At 72.0% G+C, this 15,795-nt stretch carries 12 protein-coding genes; 5 read left to right on the plus strand and 7 right to left on the minus strand.

Translation table 11 applies throughout. From position 1 onward, the window contains the following. Window positions 1-131 precede the first annotated feature (131 nt). From ACZ5WC_RS09930 to ACZ5WC_RS09960, 7 genes are all read right to left on the minus strand, one after another. Entirely contained in the window at window positions 132-1,121 is a 990-nt protein-coding gene (locus ACZ5WC_RS09930; RefSeq protein WP_468540320.1) for a clavaminate synthase family protein, read from the minus strand. Then, the gene (locus tag ACZ5WC_RS09935; RefSeq protein ID WP_468540321.1) at window positions 1,118-3,010 is read right to left on the minus strand and encodes a WD40 repeat domain-containing protein; all 1,893 of its coding nucleotides are present in this window, start codon (window positions 3,008-3,010) and stop codon (window positions 1,118-1,120) included. The genes ACZ5WC_RS09930 and ACZ5WC_RS09935 overlap by 4 nt, the downstream gene beginning before the upstream one ends. A 128-nt stretch (window positions 3,011-3,138) precedes the next feature. Continuing rightward, on the minus strand, window positions 3,139-4,329 hold the full coding sequence (locus ACZ5WC_RS09940; protein WP_468540322.1) for a ubiquitin family protein: 1,191 nt from the start codon (window positions 4,327-4,329) through the stop codon (window positions 3,139-3,141). Then, window positions 4,326-5,645: an MDR family MFS transporter gene (locus tag ACZ5WC_RS09945; protein WP_468540323.1), complete on the minus strand. Its 1,320-nt coding sequence runs from the start codon at window positions 5,643-5,645 to the stop codon at window positions 4,326-4,328. The genes ACZ5WC_RS09940 and ACZ5WC_RS09945 overlap by 4 nt, the downstream gene beginning before the upstream one ends. After that, a complete protein-coding gene (locus tag ACZ5WC_RS09950; RefSeq protein ID WP_468540324.1) occupies window positions 5,642-6,847 on the minus strand; it encodes a glycosyltransferase family 2 protein in 1,206 nt (401 codons plus the stop codon). Before ACZ5WC_RS09950 ends, ACZ5WC_RS09945 begins: the two co-directional genes overlap by 4 nt. Next, on the minus strand, window positions 6,844-7,917 hold the full coding sequence (gene ribD, locus ACZ5WC_RS09955; protein WP_468540549.1) for a bifunctional diaminohydroxyphosphoribosylaminopyrimidine deaminase/5-amino-6-(5-phosphoribosylamino)uracil reductase RibD: 1,074 nt from the start codon (window positions 7,915-7,917) through the stop codon (window positions 6,844-6,846). The genes ACZ5WC_RS09950 and ribD overlap by 4 nt, the downstream gene beginning before the upstream one ends. Before the next feature lie 49 nt (window positions 7,918-7,966). After that, entirely contained in the window at window positions 7,967-8,611 is a 645-nt protein-coding gene (locus ACZ5WC_RS09960; RefSeq protein WP_468540325.1) for a GTP cyclohydrolase II, read from the minus strand. A 316-nt stretch (window positions 8,612-8,927) separates the two neighbouring features. Here ACZ5WC_RS09960 and ACZ5WC_RS09965 point away from each other — a divergent pair, with 316 nt between their 5' ends. The 5 genes from ACZ5WC_RS09965 to ACZ5WC_RS09985 all read left to right on the plus strand — a co-directional run bounded on the left by ACZ5WC_RS09965 (window position 8,928) and on the right by ACZ5WC_RS09985 (window position 15,767). Continuing rightward, entirely contained in the window at window positions 8,928-9,947 is a 1,020-nt protein-coding gene (locus ACZ5WC_RS09965; RefSeq protein ID WP_468540326.1) for a LuxR C-terminal-related transcriptional regulator, read from the plus strand. A 208-nt stretch (window positions 9,948-10,155) separates the two neighbouring features. Continuing rightward, on the plus strand, window positions 10,156-11,256 hold the full coding sequence (locus ACZ5WC_RS09970; protein ID WP_311120398.1) for a radical SAM protein: 1,101 nt from the start codon (window positions 10,156-10,158) through the stop codon (window positions 11,254-11,256). An 88-nt stretch (window positions 11,257-11,344) separates the two neighbouring features. Then, a complete protein-coding gene (locus ACZ5WC_RS09975) occupies window positions 11,345-13,429 on the plus strand; it encodes a DegT/DnrJ/EryC1/StrS family aminotransferase (RefSeq protein WP_468540327.1) in 2,085 nt (694 codons plus the stop codon). Then, the gene (locus tag ACZ5WC_RS09980; RefSeq protein ID WP_468540328.1) at window positions 13,426-14,634 is read left to right on the plus strand and encodes a hypothetical protein; all 1,209 of its coding nucleotides are present in this window, start codon (window positions 13,426-13,428) and stop codon (window positions 14,632-14,634) included. The genes ACZ5WC_RS09975 and ACZ5WC_RS09980 overlap by 4 nt, the downstream gene beginning before the upstream one ends. Next, window positions 14,631-15,767: a hypothetical protein gene (locus ACZ5WC_RS09985; RefSeq protein WP_468540329.1), complete on the plus strand. Its 1,137-nt coding sequence runs from the start codon at window positions 14,631-14,633 to the stop codon at window positions 15,765-15,767. The genes ACZ5WC_RS09980 and ACZ5WC_RS09985 overlap by 4 nt, the downstream gene beginning before the upstream one ends. Window positions 15,768-15,795: the final 28 nt, after the last annotated feature.

The raw sequence follows: 15,795 nt of genomic DNA on the forward strand, positions 1-15,795 counted from the left end.
ATGCGATGTTGCGGTTCGTGTTTCGCTTGTCTATCGTTTGTGTCTTGTTTTGTTGCTATGTTGGCGTCTGCTCTTCCCCTCCCCCCCTCCACCCCCCCCCCCCCCCCCCCCCCCCCCCCCCGCCGAGGTGCTCAGTGGCTCAGTACGTAGCCGTCGCCGGGGCGATGGCTACGGGAGCGGCGCAGGTCGGCCACCGCGAAGGTGCGCAGCAGCCAGCGGTCGCCCCCGTCGTAGCGCGGCCGGAACGCGGTCCTGCCGTGCGTGGTCACCCGGTTGTCCACGATCGCCAGGTCCCCCGGCGTCAGCCGGACCGTGTGGGAGGTGGCGTTGACGGCCGCCTCCAGCTCGACGAGCGCCTGGCGCGCTTCGAGCGTCAGAGCCGTCGTGGCGGAGAAGTCCACCCGCAGATCGGGGTCCTCCGGGTCGCCGTACAGCACCGGGCGCGGCGGAGTGGTCCCGTCCGCCGACCCGAAGGAGGGAGGCGGCTGGGTGCTGAACTCCGGGCGGGCGAGGACTTCCCTGGTCCGCTCCGAGAGCGTGGGCAGCGCCTGGCGTATCGATCCGGTACGCAGGCCCGCCGTGCCGTCGTGGTCCGCCCGCAGGCACAGCAGCATCACGAAGTCCGGGCGGTGGACGTGGAAGGCGTTCTCGATGTGGAAGGAGAGCAGGGTGGAGCCCGCGTTGCCCTCGAAGTCCTCCCTGCCCGGCACCGGTACGACGTCCTGCACCAGCGCGCCGGACTTCTCCGGTGCGTAGGCGGCCGGGTCGCCCAGACCGCCGGCGGCGGTCATCAGCAGGGCGGCGGCGGGCACGGTCGCCTCCCGGCGGACCGAGCCGTCCACCGTCGGGGTGGGCGGCAGCAGGGCCTCGTCGACGGGCAGGCCCCGGAACAGCATCACCCCGCAGTCGCCCGAGTCCCGGCGGAAGTCGCGTACGGCCGACCGGAACCGGCCCGGCAGCTCCTCCCAGCCGCCGCGTGCCGCGGCCGCCGTATCGGGGTCGTCCAGCCGGCCGCCCCCGGCCCGGCACACCACCTCCGCGGCCCGCCGGAATGCCGCCGTCTCGGCGTCGGACAGGGCGAAGGAGGGGGGTGAACTCAGTTTCAGGCTGAGGGATTTCATCGGGAGACCTCCGTGGCCTTCCAGTCCGTCGCCAGCTCTGCCTGGGCCGGCGCCCGGGTGGGGTCGGCGTCCGGCGTCCAGGCAACCACCCTGCTGTCCCAGGAGGCGGTGACCGCGTCGTCGCCGCGCCAGGTCACGGCGCTGACCGCGCTGCCGTGGCCCTCCAGCACATGGCTGTGGAGCGGGGCGAGGGTCTCCGGGTCGAGGACCCACAGCCGGCCGGTGTAGTCGTACGAGCCCGTGACGAGCAGCGGCTTCCCGCCCGGGTGCCAGGCCGCGCACTTGGCCGACTCGTCGTGGCCGACCAGCACCTGGAGCAGCTCCCCGGTGTCCAGGTCGTAGACGCGGCTGGTCCGGTCGCGGGAGACGGTGGCGAGCAGCGCCCGGCCCGCCACGCTGGTCACCGAGCCGCCGTTGATCAGCTCGCCGTGGCCGCCGAAGGAGCGGATCAGCTTGCCCTCGGCGGTGATCAGGTGGGCCTGGCGGTCGGTCGAGTAGGTGACCAGGCGGTCCGCGTCCACCCAGGAGACGTCCTTGATGGACCCGTCGTGGCCCTCGTAGTGGATTCCGGGCACCAGCTCGCTGCCCGTCCAGGTGTAGAGGTCGAGCCCGCCCTCGTAGTCGGCGACGGCCAGCCGCTTGCCGTCCGGCGACCAGGCGGCCCGGTTCACGGGATGCGCGCGCTCGACGGCGGCCACATCACGTCCGGTGACGGCGTCGGCGACGCCGACCCGGCCGGAGAACGAGCCGTAGGCGACGAGCCCCGGCAACTGCTCGGACACGGCGACGGTGTTGATCAGGCTGCCGTTGCCCACCGGCACCTCGGTCGCGGTGGCCCCGCGGTGGCTCCAGACCCGGACCGTACCGTTGTCGCTGCCCGCCGCCAGCACCTCACCGGCGGCCGAGACGTGGTTGACGCCGTGCGTGGAGACCGGCGATTCGAGGGTGATCTCCCGGACCTCGCCGGGCAGGGCGTCCGCCGGGACCTCGGGTACGTCGATCACTGCGGGCAGGGCCGAGAACGTACCGGCGATGATGGTCCTGCCGTCCACGGACCAGTCGACCGAGCGGGGCCACAGGTGCGCCCCGTACCAGCGCACCAGCGGGCGGCAGTCGGCGATGTCCCAGAGGGTGATCGTGCTGTCGTAGGCGCCGATGACGATGCGGGAGCCGTCCTGGGACCAGGCGACCGACTTCACGGCGGCGGTGTAGGGGCCGACCTTGGTGACCAGTTCGCCGTCGGTCCGCACGATGTGCACGAAGCCGTCGTCGCAGCTGGCGGCGAGCAGGGTGCCGTCGGGCGACCAGCGGCACATCTCGGCGTGCCCGGCCTGCGGCAGGTCGCGCAGCAGGGCCCCGTTGGTGTCCCAGAGGCGGATGGTGGCGTCCTCGCCACAGCTGGCCAGGACGCCGGTGGGCGCGGCGTCGACCGACATGCAGTGGTCGGCGTGGAAGATCACGCCCTCTTCGAGAACGCCGGTACGGATGTCCCAGATGCGGCCCGTGCCGTCCTGCGAGACGGTGACCACGCGGTTCTCGTCCAGCCAGGCCAGGGCGTTGAGGTCGTCGGGCTGCCGGGCGAGCAGCTGGATCTGGCGGCCGGTGGCCACGTCCCAGATGCGGCAGGTCTTGTCGGCCGAGCCGCTGGCGAGGAGTCGGCCCGACGGCGAGAACCGCACACCGTTGACCAGCCGTGCGTGATGCCCGACCCAGCGCGGGGCGGTGCCGGAGCGGTCCCACAGGGCCACCCGGCCGTCGTACCCGGCGCTGGCGTAGTGGACGCCGTCCGGGCTGAACGCCACGGAGGTCTGGGGGGAGGCGTGCACAGCGGTGGTGTCGCCGGTGCTGTCGCCGGTGGCCTGCGGGTGGAATACGTCGACTGTCCGCATGATCTTCGAACTCCTGACAGAGCGGATGGATGGGCTGAGGAAGGAAGAGGTGGAGAGGGAGAGCAGGTCTGGGGCGAGCAGGGCAGAGGAGGGCAGGTCCAGGAAGGACGGGCCCGGGGCGAGCAGGTCTAGGGAGCGGTGCCGAGGGGTGCGGCCGACGCCAGTTCCGCACCGGCGTTCAGGCCCTCCTCGGTCAGCCTGCGCAGCGGGTCCATGACCCGGCGCAGCAGCGGGAGCCCGACCACCTGTGCCAGGCCGCCCAGCGGGATGGTCTCGACGGCACCCGCGCGGACAGCGGGGTCCGGCGTCCGGCTGTCGGCCGGGGCGGTGCCCGTGGTGGCCGTGAGGCGTTCCAGGGCGGCCCCGTACAGCACGGCCGCGGTCCAGGCAGCGGTGGCGTGGTGGATCTGGAGTCCGGCGCCCGCCAGGTCGCGGAAGAGCATCGCGGGGGTCGGCTCCCACCGGGCCAGTTCCCTGATCCGGTCGGGGTCGATGCCCAGCGTCTGGACGCTCTCGTCCCAGTAGGTCTTGACGTAACGGCCGCCGGGCCCCGTGGGGGTGAGGCCGTAGACGTGCCCCTTGAAGAAGTGGGGGTAGAAGTCCAGCGCCCCCAGCGTGCCCGTCCCGGTCCGCCGGGCGCCCGGCGCGTCGTCCACGAAGCAGGGCGAGAGCCTCGGCCCCTGGTTGTCGTTGCCCACCAGGCTGCCGCCCCCCTTGTGTTCGACCAGGTTGGGCACGGCGATGAACAGGGCGGTGTCGCGCCCCCGCAGGAACGCGGCCAGGGCCTCGTCGTCCGGAGGCGTGTCGCTGCGCAGCAACTCCTGTGCGTAGTGGGCGAATTGCTCGGCCAGGGCGCGGGGAAGCGCCACGGCGAGGGAGGGCGCGTACTCGTCCGGGATCGCCCGGGCCCAGCCGGCTCCGCTGAGTGCGGCGAGCCGCACGGCGGAACCGTTCCAGTGGTTCCAGTTGCTGTAGAAGGCGATGGGGTCGCGGGGCCGGTTCCCGATGGCCTTGGCCACCAGGTCCAGGAAGCCCTCGGCGGGCAGGACGTCGTCCTGGAGGACGAGCCGGTGGCTCGCCGTGCCGTACGGTCCGGCCCAGGCCGCCGCCGCCGTACGCAGGGGGCTCGGCGGACCGTCCGGGTCCGGATCGAGGACGAGCAGCGGGTCGTCGGCGGGGAGCCGGTCGTCGGCGTGCGGGCCTTGGGCGTACGGCAGTCGGGCTTCGGCGTTCAGCTCGGCCAGCAGGGCTTCCGCCTGCTTCCGCCGCCGGGGGTGCGCCATGACCCTGATGCCGGGGTACCGGGACGTCTCCGTCATGTCACATCCTTCGTGGTTGCGGGGGCGAGTCCGGCGTCCGGGCCGCTCCCGGGGGAGGCCGGTCCGTCGTGCGGCTCGTCGTGCGGTTCCGCCTCTTCCTCCTCCGTGCCGGCCGGGGCGATCCGGTACGCGGTGAGCTGGACCCCGACCGCCGCCAGCAGGGCGATCCCGCCGAACGCGGCGCACACCCACAGGGCCCCGCGGTCGAGGACGAATCCGGCGAGCAGGGGGATGAAGAGGCCGGAGATTCCCCAGGAGAGCTGGAAGAGCGACATGTACCGGCCGCGGATCGCGGCGGGCGCACTGCTCGCCACCAGGGCGTTGGCCGCGGGCAGGCTGATCATCTCGCCGAGCGTGAAGATCAGCATCACGGGGACGAGCACCACGATCGCGGTGGTCGCCGGGAGTTCGGTCACCAGGTACAGCCCGGTGAAGACCACGGCGAAGATCAGTCCGGCCCGGACGATCAGCCGCTGCCGGGGGACGTGGGAGACCTTCGCCGTCACCGGCATCTGGGCGAGCATGATGGCGACGCTGTTGACGCCGAGGAAGAAGGCGGGCGCCCAGCCGGGCAGCTTCATGATCTCCACCGCGTAGGCGGGCAGGATCGTCGCGGGCAGCGCCCAGGCGAAGGTCAGGAGCATGAAGGAGAAGCAGAAGCCGGTGAACGCGTGGTCCTTGAACGCGGCCCGCCAGCCGGGCTCCTTCCCCCCGCCGCCCGCCTCCTCGGCCGGACGGTTCGACGAGACGCGTACCCCGGCCAGGAGCACCGCCGCGATGAGCGAGGTGACCACGTTCAGGGCCAGGACCAGGTCGGCGGCGCCCCGGCCGAAGAGGATGGTCAGTCCGGAGCTGGCCAGGGCCCCGGTGGCGACGGTGAAGTTCTTGATGGTCCCGACCGCCGCGTAGGTGGCGTCGAGCTTGCGGCCCGATGCCAGGTCCACCACGATCACCGGCCAGCTCGCCCAGTACAGCCGGTCCCCGGCCATCACGAGGAACGTCGCCACCGCGATCAACATCCACTCGGAGGCGAACGGGTAGAGGCCGTAGCCCACTGCCGTGACCAGGTTGCTGGCCACCAGCACGGACTTCGGGGAGAACCGGTCGACGAGCCAGCCCGCCAGCAGGGCCACCGGCAGGGAGGCGAGCGTTCCGGCGCTGACCGCCGAGCCGATGGCCGAGAAGGACAGCCCGGTGCCGAAGGAGAAGTAGAGGAAGGCCAGCGGGGCGAACAGGCCCCAGCCGAAGGTGTCGATGAAGACGGAGGAGAAGATACGGCCGCGCTGCGGGATGCGGGGCAGACCCAGATCGATCATGTCGGGCCCTTCCCCGGCGTCGGGCTCTGCCCCGTCGTCGTCACGTCCCTCTCGGTCGTCGTCGGGCCCTCCCCCGTCGTCGGGCCCTTGCCCGCCTCCGGCCGGACCGAGTGCCAGGTGTCACGACCCGTCGCCAGCTCCCAGACCGCGCGCCAGGCCGAGGTCGACTCCAGGAGTTCGAACGGCAGCAGGAACACCCACCCCGAACCGACCCGGAGGACCTCCCACACCGGGTCGCGGGAGACGCTGCGGATGCGCAGCGCCTCTCCGGCGAGCAGCGCGGCGGCGGGCAGGCGGAGCGAGCGGTAACGCACGGCCCCGGCCATCACGGGCAGCACACTGAGCTGGCCGAGCAGGCTGAGGGTCATCAGCGTCACGGCGGTCCGCGGCCGGGCGGGCAGCGGCTCTCCGCCCAGGAACCGGAAGCCGATGTCGAGCTGGCCCCTGATCCACCGGGTGCGCTGGCGCAGCGCGGGCCCGACCACCGAGGTCCGGGTGCCGTACGAGAAGGAGACGATGCGCCCCATGCGTACGCCCGCGGCGGCGGCCCGCACCGCCCACTCGTACAGCTCCTCGACGCCGTCCTCGCAGAGCGGTCCGACCTCCTCCAGCGCCTTGCGGCGGAAGTAGATCGAGCTGCCGAGCAGCATGTGCATGCCGGTGCGGCGGTTGACGTACTCCATGGCGCCGAAGAACGCGGCCGACTGCGCGAGCGTGATCCGGTTGACCAGGTCGCCGCCCGCCTCGGGCAGTTCGATGGCGTCGACGACGTCGAGGTCGCGGGCCTCCAGCGCGGCGACGGCCTGGCGGAGCTGGCCCGGGTCCGGCACGGTGTCCGCGTCGTAGACGGCGACGATCGGGTCGTCGACCTCGCGGAGCACATGGTTGAGGGCCTTCGCCTTCGGGGTCATCGAGGGAACGGCCACCACCCGCAGGTCACCGCCGAAGCCGGCCCGGGCCGGCCCGGCGACTGCCTCGGCTGCCGCCACGTCCTCGGACCGGCGAGCGTCCACGAGCCAGCGCACGGACAGCTTCTCGTGCGGGTAGTCCAGGAACTGGAGCATCCCCGCGGAGCGCCGCAGGATCTCCGGGGTCTCCCGGTAGAAGGGGATGAGGAGGGTGACCGGGGGCAGCTCCGACGCGTCGGCCCTGGGCTGCTCCCGTGGTGCGAGACGGGCGTTGGGGAGGAGAAATCCAGTCACTGTGTTCCTCTGGTCCAGGCGGCGGGCCGGAGTTCGACCCGCAGATCACTTCCGATCCGGTCCACGGCGGTGATGCGGAGCCGGTGCGCCTCACCGATCGATCCGACGCCCAGCTCGCCGACGGCGCTGACGCCTTCGGAGCCCAGCAGCAGTGGTGCGACGTAGGCGACGACGCGGTCGGTGAGCCCGGCGGTGACGAAGGCGGAGGCGAGGGCGGGGCCGCCCTCGACCAGCACGGAACGCACACCGCGGGTCCCGAGCGCTTCGAGCAGGCCGAGCGGGGGGAAGCGTCCGCGTGCGTCGGTCTTCAGACGCAGGACGTTCTCCTCGTCGACGCCCGCGAGTCCGGTGCCCGGCTCGGTCACCACGAGCGTGGGGATGCCGCCGTCCAGCAGCCGGGAGTCCGGCGGCAGTTCGCCCCGGGCGTCCAGCGCCACCCTCAGGGGCGGTTGCCCCACGACGCCGTGGCGCAGGTCGAGACGGGGATTGTCGGCCCGCCAGGTTCCGGACCCGACGAGGATCGCGTCGTGCCGGGCGCGCAGTGCGTGTGCGTCGGCCCGGGACTCGGCGGAGCTGATCCAGCGGGAGGACCCGTCGGCGGCGGCGCTGCGGCCGTCCAGGGTGGTGGCGAACTTCCAGGTGACGAAGGGCCGTCCGGTCCGTACGGCGGTGAGCCACATCTCCAGGACGGCTTCGGCCTCCTCCCTCAGGACCCCGCCGACGACGTCGATGCCCGCCTCGGCCAGGCGTCGGGCGCCGCCGGCCGCGACCCGGTTCGGGTCGGGCACCGCGTACAGGACACGCCGGACCCCGGCCTCGATCAGCGCGCGGGAGCAGGGGCCCGTACGGCCCTGGTGGTCGCAGGGTTCCAGGGTGACCACGGCGGTGGCGCCACGGGAGCGTTCCCGCGCCTGCCGCAGCGCGTCGGCCTCCGCGTGCGGGGTACCGGGGCCGCGGTGGACCCCCGTGGCGAGGGTGGTGCCGTCCGCGTCGAGGAGGACGCAGCCGACCGCCGGATTGACGCCGGTCGATCCCACCCGGTCCGCGGCGATTTCCAACGCCCGGCGCATGGCGGCCTGTTCATAAGGAGTCACGTCTCCTGCGGGGCCGGCGTGCGCCTCAGACCTCAAGGGCATGACCGGCTCGTTCGCGCTTGGCCGTCAGGTAGGCGTGGTTGTTCTCGTTGACGAAGGTCCCGGTCGGGACGATGTCGGATATCGCGACGCCGTGTGCCCGCAACTGGGCGCCCTTCTCCGGGTTGTTGGAGAGGAGCCGGATCTCGGGGACATCCAGGGCCCGCAGCATTTCGGCCGCCACCCGGTAGTCCCGCATGTCGTGGCCGAAGTTGAGGACCGCGTTCGCTTCGAAGGTGTCGAGCCCCTGGTCCTGAAGGAGGTAGGCGTCGAACTTGTTGTAGAGGCCGATACCGCGCCCCTCCTGCCTCAGGTACAGGATGATGCCGCCCTCGTGCGAGCAGATCGCGAGGGCCTCGTGGAGCTGCGGGCCGCAGTCGCAGCGCTGCGAGCCGAAGACGTCGCCGGTAAGGCATTCGGAATGCACCCTGACCAGCGGATCGCTCCTCCTGTCCCAGCCGGGGAGGAGGACCGCGATGTGCTCGCGATTGTCGTGCAGCCCATGAAAACTGACCATGGTGCTCGGCCGGCGCCCCAGGCCGGGAACATTGATCGGGACCTCGACCCGCGCCCTCACCCGTACGGCATCGGCGGGCGCGACGATGACGCCTTCATTTCCTTCTGTGCGCATTCCTGACCACCCTGCAGCTGGATTTACGAGTGACAAACATCGAGCGGACCGAGGAGGGTCATCCCCACTGCGAGTCATTCGTCCCGACGGACGAGGCGGTGACCACGGACTGCGGCTCGGAAGAAATCGCGGTGAACGATCCGAGAGCCACGGAAGCGGCAACGGCAAACGCGCCGATAACCTTAAGGAAATTCGCGTTCCTGAACATGCGGCTACCCCCTGTGCTTACCCGCCGTCAACGCCGGGTCGAGTTGTCGTGTTGCCTGCCGAGAATCTTGCTTCTTGTTTCAACCTTGCGACAGGGGAAATTTGTGGCATGATCATGCATCGCGAGAACCTGAAGGATGTACAGATGTGCACGAAAACGGACAAACTGAATAATGTCCAGGCGTCTGAGATCTGCGAGAGGGGGCTGGAGTTCTATGCGCGATTTTTGAAAGGTCACTCAATAAATCAGGAATGCCCCGAGTGCCTGACGCGCCTGGGACTTCTGCGGCGCACCGAGGACGGCCGGCTGGTCGCCATTCCGCCGGGGCTGGCCGCCGGCAGCCTGGTGCGGCCGATGGAAGCGGCCATCGACCGGCAGCAGCACGCGCTCGACGCCGTACGCACATCGATCCAGCGTGCCGAGCAGGTCTACCGCGACACCTACCGCGAGGACGGGGTCCAGGCCGCCCGCGTGATCAGCGGCGCGGACATCATCAGCACCACGCTCGCCTCGGCCGTGGAGTCCTGCCAGGAGGAACTGCTCACCGCCCAGCCCGGTGGCGGCAGACCGCAGGAACTGCTGGCGAAAGCGCTCGACACCGATCTTCCGGCGCTCGCCCGCGGGGTGCGGCAGCGCACGATCTACCAGCACACCGTGCGCACCCACAGCCCCACTCTTTTCTACGTCGAGCAAATATCGGCCGCAGGGGCGGAAGTACGGACCCTGGACGAGGTGTTCGACCGGATCATCGTGTGCGACCAGCGAATTGCCTTCGTGCCCGACCCGGGAGAACAGCGGAGCCAGACCGCCCTGGCCATAGAGCATCCGGGACTGATCCGCTATCTCGTCGGCATGTTCGAGCACGCCTGGGAACGCGCCACCCCGCTCCAGTACTCTCCCGGCGCGCACCGACCGCCGCTGCTCGCCGACGAAACACGCAGGTCCGTCCTTCAGCTCATGGTCAACGGCTATACCGACGAGGCCATCGCCGGGCGGCTCGGCATGAGCGTCCGCACCGTCGCCACCCATGTGCGCAAGGCGTCGGAGATCTTCAACAGCCGAAGCCGCGCCCAGCTCGCCTATCTCATCGCCAAAGCCGGAGTTCTCGACGAGGGTATCGATCCATGAAATCCCCGTCGTAGCCTGACTGTTGACACCCTTGAGAAGCTGCTCCTAGGGTCGGGAGCAAGGTCATCGAATAGGCGGCTGAACAGCCATATTTGGGGGTTCCGTGAATAGCTTTGGTGATTCTCAGGACAGCGCTGCGAAAGTTACGGAAGATCCGGTTCCGCTGCTCCCCGTCAGCCTCGATCAGGCCCATTCCCCCCAGAAGGTCATGGCCCACGGCGACCTGCTGAGACGGTTCGTGGCGGGCGACGAGTTCAAACCGATCCATATGCGCATCGGGATCATGGGCGCCTGCAACATGCGGTGCAACTTCTGCAACTTCCACTCCCCCAACGAGGAGCAGTTCTACGACCTGTTCTCGTTCAAGGACTCCATCAAGACCGACAAGGCCGTCACCCTGATGCGGGAGTTCGCGGCCAACGACGGCCGCGCCGTGACCTTCTGCGGCAGCGGTGAGTGCACCATCCATCCCGGGTACGCGCAGATCAGCCGGGCCGCGAACGAGGCCGGGCTCCGCATCGGGCTGATCACCAACGGCTCCCGGCTCGGCCGCCCGGCCATCGCCGAGGCCGTCGCGGACACCCACACCTGGGTGCGCATCGGGCTGAACGCCGGGACCGAGGCCACGTTCAACGAGATCACCCGGGACCGCGAGCAGACCTTCGCGTCCTTCATCGGGGCCGTGGGACGGCTGCGCGAGACCGCGGTGGCGCCGGACTTCCGGATCGGCTTCAACTTCGTCATCACGCAGGCGAACCACCGGGAGATCCTCGACGCCGCCCGCATCGGCCTGGCGTCCGGGGCCCACTACGTCCGCTTCGAGCCGGAGTTCTACAGCGCGCTCGGCCACGAGACCATCGAGGCGGTCATGCCGGAGATCACCGAGGCCCTCCGGGAGGCCGCGGAGCTGTCCACCGACGACTACGAGGTCTCCGTACCCAAGCTCGACCGGGGCCCGATGGACCAGGTCGAGGATGTCGAGGGCGACTTCGAGCGGTGCCACTACAGCCGGTTCGTGACGGCGGTCGGCGCCGACGGCAACCTCTACCCGTGCCCGCAGGTCCACCTCAACAGCCGCTATCTGATCGGCAACGTGCTGGACCAGGGCTACGCGGAAGTGCTGGAGGGCGGCCCGCGCGCCGAGTGGGAGGCCGCCAACCCCCGCCGCACGGACCTGTGCAAGTCGTGCTTCTACCGGCCGCAGAACGAGCTGCTGGAGCATCTGCACCGCGGCCAGATCCAGCTGGACCGGGCGCTGGACTCCTACGCCGTGGAAGTCCCCAGCACCCTGCACGCCGACTTCATCTGACCCGACGTCACAGGGGCGGGCCGAACGCCCGGCCCCTGGTGTCCAGGGCCGTCCGCTCCCCTCTCACGAAACCGGTCCCACCATCACCATGCAGATCAGCTCCCTGCGCCGGCTCCTCGACACCGGGCCCACCGGTCACCCCGCCCCGCTCCGCTCCCGGGTCGAGCGCCTGGCCCGGGTCGAGGACGCCCACCGCGACGTCCGCGTCACCGCCTCCACCGTCACCGTGTCCGACGGGCTGCGGCGCGAGCGGATGACCCTCGGCTCCCCGGCACGCGGCGAGTTCCCCGCCGTCCTGCTCTCCCCCGACGACGAGGACACCGCCCCCCGCCCGGGCATCCTCGTCCTCGGCGGGAAGAACGCCCGGCTGGACCACCTCACCGGCGAGACGCCCCCCGACCACCCCGACCGCAACGTGGCCGAACGGCTGGCCCGGGCCGGGTTCACCACCCTGACCTTCGCGTACGGCATCGGCGGCGGGCTCGACCCCGAGCGGCTCGCGGGCCGCGACGAAGGGGCCCTGCTCGCCCACGCCTTCGCGCTCACCGGCCGCTCCCTGCTCGGCGCCCTCGTCGGCGACGCGCTCGGAGCCCTCGACGTACTGCGCAGCCACCCGCTGGCCGACGCGGACCGCACCGGGCTGTTCGGCCACAGCCTGGGCGCGGCCGTCGCCCTGCACACCGCGCTGCTGAGCGACGGTCCCCTCCCCGTCTGCGCGGCGAGCCACCTCGGCACCTATCCGGCGCTGTACGGGCGGCTGTTCACCGGATTCGAGGGGGCGGTCCTGCCCGGCATCCTCGAACACGCCGACCTTCCCGACCTCTATACGGCCCTGGCCCCCGCGCCCCTCCAGCTCCAGTACGGCACGGAGGACCCCTATCTGGAGACGGCCGACACCCGCGCCGCCGCCGAAACGATCCGCCTGGGCTACGGGACGGCGGGCGCCCCGAAGCCCGAGATCCTCGAACTCCCCATGGGACACGGCACGCACGCGGGCCACGCGGCGGAGTTCTTCGCCCGGGAACTGGCCGACGCCCCGGCGCACCCGGCCCCCGTGCCCGCCCAGCGCATCCGCTTCGACGTCACCGACCGGCGCACCGTGCTGGAGCGCGTCGACGGGGCGCTGGCCTCCGGCGTCCTCACCCAGGGCCCGCTGGTCGCCCGCTTCGAGGAGCTGAGCCGTACGTGGACCGGCACCCCGGGCGTCGCCGTCGCCTCCGGCTCCGCCGCCCTGGAGATCGCCCTGCGGGCCATCGGCGTGGCGGGCCGCACGGTCCTCGTGCCCGTCAACACGTTCTTCGCGACGGCGGCCGCGGCCGTGCGCGCCGGGGCCCGGGCCCGCTTCGTCGACATGGAACCCGACGGACTCGGCATGGACCCGGACGCCCTGCGCACCGCACTGGAGCGGTATCCGGACACGGCGGCCGTGGTGCCCGTCCACATCGGCGGGATCGTCTCCCCGGCCGTCGACGGGGTCCTCGCCGCGTGCGCGGAGCGCGGCATCCCCGTGCTGGAGGACGCGGCGCACGCCTTCGGCAGCACCCTGGGCGACCGCCCGTCGGGCAGCCTCGGCCGGTTCGGCGCGTTCTCGTTCTTCCCCACCAAGGTCGCCATCAGCGGTGAGGGCGGGCTTCTCACCTCCGCCGCGCCGGAGGACCGGGAGGACGTACGGCGCTGGCGCGACCACGGCAAGAGCGCCCAGGGCTCCACCCTGCACGACCGGCCGGGCAGCAACTGGCGGCTCAGCGAACTGCACGCCGCCGTCGGCACCGTGGACCTGGAGCGCTTCGCCGGGACCCTGGCCCGGCGGCGGTCGCTCGCCGCCCACTACGACACCCTGCTCGACGGCGTCAGCTCCCTGCGGGCGCACGCGGTGCCCGGGGACTCCCGGAGCAACTACTACAAATACCTGGTGTACGCGGACGGTTCCGTGGACCGCGACGCGCTGAAGCAGCGGCTGCGGGAACGGCACGGCGTCCAGCTCGCGGGCGAGGTCTACGACCGTCTCCTGTGCGACCACCCGTACTTCCGCGACGGCGGAGCGGACCCGGAGGAGGCCTTCGCGCGCGGCCGGTGGTTCGCCCGCCACCACATCGCGCTGCCGCTGTACCCCTCCCTCACCCACGCCGAACAGATACGGGTGGTCTCGGCGCTCCGCAGCGAGCTGCCGTGACGCGCCTCCTCCACGCCTTCCGCCGCGGCCACTGGCACCCGTCCCTCGACACCGCGCCGCTCCCCGGGCCCACGGGGACGCACCTCGCCCTCGTCCCGGAGATCGTGGCCGCCGCCGACCGCCGCCGCTGGGACACCGTCGCCCCCGGCCTGCCGCCCGCACCGACGGGCCGACGCCGGCTGCTGCTGCGCGCACTGGATCTGTTCGAGCACGGGACCCTGGACATCGGGGGGCTCGGGCCGCAGAGCGGCGAGGACTTCAGGGACGCCCTGTGGGAGACGGCCGGGATACCCGGCCCGCTGGCCGAGCGCTGGTGCGGGATGCTCCGTTCGACCCTGACGGCACGCCCCGAACCGTCGCCGGACAGCGCCCTGGCCCTCGTCTCGCTGCCCGGCAACACCTTCACCTGCCTGGAAGCGGTCCTCGATCAGCTCGAACGCTCGGCGGCCGTATGGGTGCGCCCCAGCCGACGCGAACCGCTCTCCGCCGCCCGGCTGGCGGCCGCCCTGCTGGCGGTGGGCTGGCCGCCGGAGCGGATCTCCCTCTACCCGACCGGGCAGGGCGCGCTGCGCGGCCTGATCCGGCTCACCGACCGGCACGTGGTCTTCGGCGGCTCCTCGCTCGCCGGTTCCGTCCGTGCCTCGGCCGGTCTCACCCTGCACGGCCCCGGCCGGGGCTGTGCGCTGGTGCCCGAGGACCTGGGGACCGAAGCGGCGGCCGACTGGCTGCTGCCGCTGATCGCCGCCGACTCCGGGCGGTTCTGCAGCAACGTGCGTACGGTCGTCACCGCGGGCCCGCCCGAACCGCTGGCCCGCGCCCTGGCGGCCCGGCTCGACGCGATGGGCCCGGAACTTCCGGGCAGCCCATGGCCGTTGACCGCGTTCCGGGAGCCGGGGGCGGCCGCCCGGGCGGCCCGCTCCGTGCCGGACCTGATGCGGCCGGGCGACCGGCTGCTCACCCGCAGGCCGCCGGTCGTGGAGACCGCGGAGGGCGATACGTACGTCACCGCGCACCTGGTGCTGGTCGACGGGGGGCCGCACGGCCGGCACGGCCCGCCCGGTCACCCGCTGCTCGGCCACGAGGTCCCGTTCCCGTTCGCCGCCGTCGTCCGGGCCACCGGACCGGCCGCCGAGGCGGTCGCCGCCCGGTCACTGTTCGTGTACCGCCCGCTGCCCGCAGCGGCCGCCCGGAGGGGAACCCCATGACGACCGTCCCGAGCACCCGGACCGGGCCCGCCGCGGCCTACCCGGCGATGCGCGAACGCGTCCCGGAACTCACCGTGGACCTCGACGCCTGGACGCGCCGCATGATGCGGTGGCACTTCTCGCCGGAGACGGGCTCCCCCTTCTGGGTCTCCCGCCGCGACTCCCTCGGCTTCGACCCCGAGAAGGACGTCGACGGCTTCGCGGCCCTGGAGCTCTTCGGCCTCTTCGACAAGGCCTCACTCCGCGCCGCCCGCGCCCGGGACCTCAGGCCGCGCGGCTACCGCGACCGCCCCTTCCGGATCTTCGAGACCGGCGGCACGACCGGCACCCCCTGCCGGATCGTCAACGTCACCCGGCTCGCGTACGACGTGGAGATCTACCGGCTCATGCTGGAGGCCCGCGGCCTGGTCGGCGGCGACGTCCTCGCGATGACCCCGATGGGACCGCACGCCTACGGGCACTTCGTGGAAGGGCTCGCGGACTCCTGGAACGGGGCCGTGCACGCCATCGACTTCGACCCGCGCTGGGTGAAGGCCGCACTGCGGTCGGGCGGCGAGGCGGACACGTACACCGACCATCTGGTCGCCCAGACGCTGCCGCTGCTCACCGCCGAGCGGCCCGCGCTCCTGTTCACCACCCCCCGGCTGCTCGTCGAGCTGGCCATGCGGCTGCCGGAGCCCCTGCACACGTACGGGGTCCGCGCCGTCTGCACCGGCGGGACGTCCTGCACCCCGGCCGAGGCACAGTTCCTGCGCGAGGAGCACCTGGTGGGCGTGGAGTGGATCGACACCTACGGCAACACGCTCGTCGGCCACGCCCTCCAGGCCGACGCGGTGCCGGGCGGCCCCCTCCTGCCCCCCGGCAGCACGCACTCGTACCATCTGCCGCCGCCCTTCGCGGTGCTGACGGTCGTCGACCCGGACGACCCGTGGCGGGAACTGCCCGTCGGGGAGCGCGGCCGGGTGCGGGTCACCACGCTCCTGGAGGACCTGTTCATCCCCAACCTGCTGGAGCGGGACAGCGCCGTCCGGACGGGGCCGCACCCCTGGTTCCCCTGGGACGGGGTGGCGGCGGTTCGCCCGTTCGAGCAGGACGAGGGCGGCGAAGAGGAAGCCGTGGAGGGCGTGTACTGACCGGCCCCCTCCCCGCCGCCACGGTTTG

The organism is Streptomyces sp. NPDC033165, assembly GCF_055577965.1.

Excerpts from the sequence above, each read along its gene's own strand:
- ACZ5WC_RS09930 (WP_468540320.1), bottom strand. The coding sequence starts at position 1,121 with ATGAAATCCCTCAGCCTGAAACTGAGTTCACCCCCCTCCTTCGCCCTG.
- ACZ5WC_RS09935 (WP_468540321.1), bottom strand. The coding sequence starts at position 3,010 with ATGCGGACAGTCGACGTATTCCACCCGCAGGCCACCGGCGACAGCACC.
- ACZ5WC_RS09940 (WP_468540322.1), bottom strand. The coding sequence starts at position 4,329 with ATGACGGAGACGTCCCGGTACCCCGGCATCAGGGTCATGGCGCACCCC.
- ACZ5WC_RS09945 (WP_468540323.1), bottom strand. The coding sequence starts at position 5,645 with ATGATCGATCTGGGTCTGCCCCGCATCCCGCAGCGCGGCCGTATCTTC.
- ribD (WP_468540549.1), bottom strand. The coding sequence starts at position 7,917 with ATGCGCCGGGCGTTGGAAATCGCCGCGGACCGGGTGGGATCGACCGGC.
- ACZ5WC_RS09960 (WP_468540325.1), bottom strand. The coding sequence starts at position 8,611 with ATGCGCACAGAAGGAAATGAAGGCGTCATCGTCGCGCCCGCCGATGCC.
- ACZ5WC_RS09965 (WP_468540326.1), top strand. The coding sequence starts at position 8,928 with ATGATCATGCATCGCGAGAACCTGAAGGATGTACAGATGTGCACGAAA.
- ACZ5WC_RS09970 (WP_311120398.1), top strand. The coding sequence starts at position 10,156 with ATGGCCCACGGCGACCTGCTGAGACGGTTCGTGGCGGGCGACGAGTTC.
- ACZ5WC_RS09975 (WP_468540327.1), top strand. The coding sequence starts at position 11,345 with ATGCAGATCAGCTCCCTGCGCCGGCTCCTCGACACCGGGCCCACCGGT.
- ACZ5WC_RS09985 (WP_468540329.1), top strand. The coding sequence starts at position 14,631 with ATGACGACCGTCCCGAGCACCCGGACCGGGCCCGCCGCGGCCTACCCG.